Raw genomic sequence first — 3982 nt, 5'->3', positions numbered from 1 at the left:
GCCAGACCAGCATCTCGCCGGGATCGCGGTTGTCCCAGGCGTAGTAGGGAACTGCCTTCACCCTCGCTTCTTCCGTCGCCGGCGGCTCGGCGCGGTAGAGGCCGTTGCGCCAATCCTCCGACGCCTCCCTTCTGCCGGTGGCCGACAGCGTGACGATGCCACCGAGCAGGTTCGGCTCGTGATGCGCCTCGATTTCCGCCGTTCGCGGCAGGCTGATGCGGTGCAACTGGCCGGGATTGTCGGTCGCCTCGACGCAGTAGATCAGCGGGCCGCGCGCCAGCGCGACACGGCCGATGTCCTGGCGCACCTCCGGATTGGCGAAGAGGCGGGAGATCGACATGTCGAGGTCGAGCTCGACATGGTCGCCCTTCTGCCATTCGCGCTGGATCGCCGCGTAGCCGTCGCTCGATGCGGCATCGAGAGCCATCGCCTTGCCGTTGACCTTGAGCGCCGCCTTGCGACACCAGGCCGGCACGCGCAGGTGCAAGGTGAAGGCGACCGGCGCCTGCGGCTCGACGCGGATCGAGACGGCGCCGTCCCAGGGATAATTGCTGGTCTGGACCAGGCTCACCGGCTTGCCCGATATCTCGAAGCGGGCGGTCGAGTCGCCATAGAGATGGACCGCCAGCGCGTCGTCGGCGAGGCCGTAGAAATAGCTGCCGATCGACGCCACCATGCGGCCGATATTGGGCGGGCAGCACGGGCAGCGGTGCCATTTCCAACGATTGTGCCGGCCGCGGCTTTCCAGCGGGTTCTCGTAGAAGAACAGCGAGCCGTCGAGCGAAAGGCCGGAGATCGAGCCGTTGTAGAGCGCCCGCTCCATCATGTCGGCGTAGCGCGCGTTCGGCCCCATGCCGAGCATGCGGCTCGACCAGAACACCAGGCCGACCGCGGCGCAGGTCTCGGCATAGGCGGTCTCGTTGGGCAGGTCGTAGTCGCTGGTGAAGCCTTCATTGTGCGCCGACGGGCCGAGGCCGCCGGTGACGTAGAGGCTCTTGGTGGTCAGGTCGTCCCACAGCCGGTCGAGCGCCGCGCGCAGCGTATCGTCGCCATATTCGGTGGCGACATCGGCCATGCCGGAAAACAGGTACATCGCCCTGACCGCGTGACCAACGACCTTGTCCTGCTCGCGCACCGGTCTGTGCGACTGGTTGTATTCGTAGGTCTTGAAATGATAGGCCTTCGGGTCGGCGCCGCGGGCGCGCGCCTCCTCGTCGAAATAGTGCGGCAGTTGCCCTCGCTGGTCGATGAAGTACTTTGCCAAATCCATGTATTTCTGCTCGCCGGTCGCCCGCGCCAGCTTGACCAGCGCCAGCTCGATCTCCTCATGGCCGCAATAGCCCTTCCTCTTGCCGGGCCCGGAACCGAAAGTATTGGCGATGTGGTCGACATAGCGGCACATGATGTCGAGCAGCTTGCGCTTGCCGGTGGCCTGGAAGTAGGCGACGGCGCCCTCGATCAGATGGCCTGCGCAGTAGAGCTCATGGCAGTCGCGCAGGTTCGTCCAACGCAGGCCGGGCTGGATGCGCTGGTACCAGCTCGACAGGTAGCCGTCGGGCTGCTGCAGCCTGCCGTAGAGATCGATGACGGCGTCGATCTTCTTCTCCAGCGCATCGTTGCGACGCCGGTAGAGCGAATAGGCGGCGGTCTCGATGGTCTTGCCCCAGTCGGAGTCCCAGAACATCTGCGTCGTCACCGTCGAGCCGGTGAAGCCGGGATTGGCGGCCTCGTCGGGCGACGGCGAATGGAACGGGATGACGACGCCCGGCGACGGCCGGTCGGGGTCGATCTGCTCCAGCATGCGGGCCTCGACGCAGCGCTCGTAGAGGATCTCGGCGGTGCGCGCGGCGACCGCATCGACCCGATCGCCCCAGAAGCCGCGCACGTCGACCTGCGGCACCGGCAGCGGACGGAAGGCGAGGCTCAGCCTGCCGGTGTTCTGGGCGTTGGTCATCGGCTTGCTCCATTCAATTTCGCTGTCGTCATTTCACGGCGCCGGCCATCAGGCCGCGGATGTAGAAGCGCTGCAGCGCCAGGAAGAGGATCAGGCACGGCACCATCATCACGGTGACGCCGGCCTGCACGGCACCCCAGTCGATGGCGCCGAAGCGGCCGGACTGCAGCGCCGTCATCATGATCGGCAGGGTGAACTTGGACTGGTCGGTCATCAGCACGAGCGCGGCCAGGAACTCGTTCCAGGCGCCGAGGAAGGCGAACAGCGCGATGGTGACGATGCCCGGCCAGACCAGCGGCAGCATGACCTGCAGCAGCATGGTGACGTTGTTGGCGCCGTCCATGCGGGCGGCCTCCTCGATCTCGCGCGGCACCGCGTCGAAGGCGTTGCGCATCATGAAGATCGAGAACGGCAGCTGCAGCGTGACATAGACGAAGACCAGCCCGGTCAGCGTGTTGTGCAGGCCGACCTTGGTCAGCACCAGGAAGATCGGCGTCAGGATCGACTGGAACGGGATCATGATCGTCGACAGGATGATGACGAACAGCAGGTCCTTGAAGGGAAAGCGGAAGCGCGAGAAGCCGTAGCCGGCAAGCACGCTGACGATGACGGAAAACACCACCGTCATCACCGAGACGTAGATGCTGTTTTGCGCCGGCAGCCAGAGCCCGTCGCCGAAAGTGTTGAGCGTGCCGTAATTCTCGACCGAGAAGCCGGTGGTCGGCCATGGCGGCAGCGGCGGCTGGCGCGCCTCCTGCGACGGCTTGAAGGCCGACAGCACCGTCCAGACGATCGGCGCCAGGAACAGCAGCGAGGCGATGATGCCGGTCAAGTGCTCGGCGATGCCGAGCCGGATGCGGCTGTTGCGGCTGCGCGCCTGCGCCATCAGTCGACCCCCTCCGGTTTGCGCAGCAGCCAGAGCTGGACGAGGCTGAGCACGACGAGGATCAGAAGCAGAATCATCGAAAGTGCGGCGCCGTAGCCGAGCTTGAACGACACGAAGGACTGGTTGAAGATCCAGTAGACGGCGGTCAGCGTCTGGTTGCGCGGGCCGCCGCGCAGGATGATGTAGAACTGGTCGAAGGCGAGCATGGAGCCGGCGACCGACAGGATCAGCGCCAGCGCCAGCGTGCGGCGCATCAGCGGCAGGGTGATGGCGCGGAAGCGCGCGAACGGCCCTGCCCCGTCGATCATCGCCGCCTCCTGCAGTTCCGACGGGATCGACTGCAGGCCGGTCATCAGGATGATCATGGTGAAGCCCGCGACCTTCCACACGACCATGGCGATGATCGACCAGAATGCCGGCTGGAAGGTGGCCAGAAGGTTGAACTTCTTCTCGGTCAGGCCGAGCGCGTAGGCGGCCGGGCTGAACAGGCCGGAATCGACGTTCAAGAGCCACGACCAGAGCAGGCTCGCCGAGGCGAAGCCGATGACGGCCGGCATGAAGAAGGCGGTGCGGTAGACATTGGTCATCGCCCGCGGCCGCTCGATGAAGATCGCCAGCGGAAAGGCGACGGCGAAGATCGCGATCGTGACCACCAGCGTGTACCAGCCGGTGAAGCGCAGCGCGTTCCAGAAGCGCGTGTCGCGCAGGATCGCCCAGTAGTTGCCGAGGCCGATGTAGGAATGCTCGCCCATCAGCGGCCAGTTGTGCAGCGACATCCACGCCGTCATGCCGAGCGGCACGATGAAGAACACCGTGACCAGCGCCACCGCCGGCGCGACATAGAGCAGCCCGATCCACTGCCGACGCCCGGCGCCGACCAGCTTTCGCGGGCGCGCGGGGGCTGCGGTTTCTGCGGTTATGGTGGTCATGGGTAAGCACTCACTTCCCCTTCTCCCCCTGTGGGAGAAGGTGGATCGGCGCGCAGCGCCGAGACGGATGAGGGGTGCGCGAAGGATCGCCGTCCTTGCCAAGCTGGAGCACCCCTCATCCGTCGCCTTCGGCGACACCTTCTCCCACAAGGGGAGAAGGGGGAGCCTAACTGCCTGCGTCCCGCGGCATTCCGGTTAGATGAGTGCTTTCTC

General features: G+C 65.7%; 3 protein-coding genes. All 3 read right to left on the bottom strand.

All coding sequences use genetic code 11. The features are described 5' to 3' along the window. Positions 1 to 1954, bottom strand: a 1954-nt coding sequence (locus EN738_RS31850) for a glycoside hydrolase family 127 protein (protein ID WP_145966993.1), incomplete at its 3' end; no start/stop codon positions are given. 28 nt (positions 1955 to 1982) lie between these two features. Next, positions 1983 to 2840: a carbohydrate ABC transporter permease gene (locus EN738_RS31845; RefSeq protein WP_127287052.1), complete on the bottom strand. Its 858-nt coding sequence runs from the start codon at positions 2838 to 2840 to the stop codon at positions 1983 to 1985. Continuing rightward, positions 2840 to 3769: a sugar ABC transporter permease gene (locus EN738_RS31840; protein WP_127287051.1), complete on the bottom strand. Its 930-nt coding sequence runs from the start codon at positions 3767 to 3769 to the stop codon at positions 2840 to 2842. The genes EN738_RS31845 and EN738_RS31840 overlap by 1 nt, the downstream gene beginning before the upstream one ends. Positions 3770 to 3982: the final 213 nt, after the last annotated feature.

Origin of the sequence: Mesorhizobium sp. M4B.F.Ca.ET.017.02.2.1, assembly GCF_003998955.1 — a bacterium.
GTDB lineage: Bacteria > Pseudomonadota > Alphaproteobacteria > Rhizobiales > Rhizobiaceae > Mesorhizobium > Mesorhizobium abyssinicae.
The sequence above is the reverse complement of the archived record's forward strand: the minus strand, read 5'-3'. Positions and strand labels throughout refer to the sequence as shown.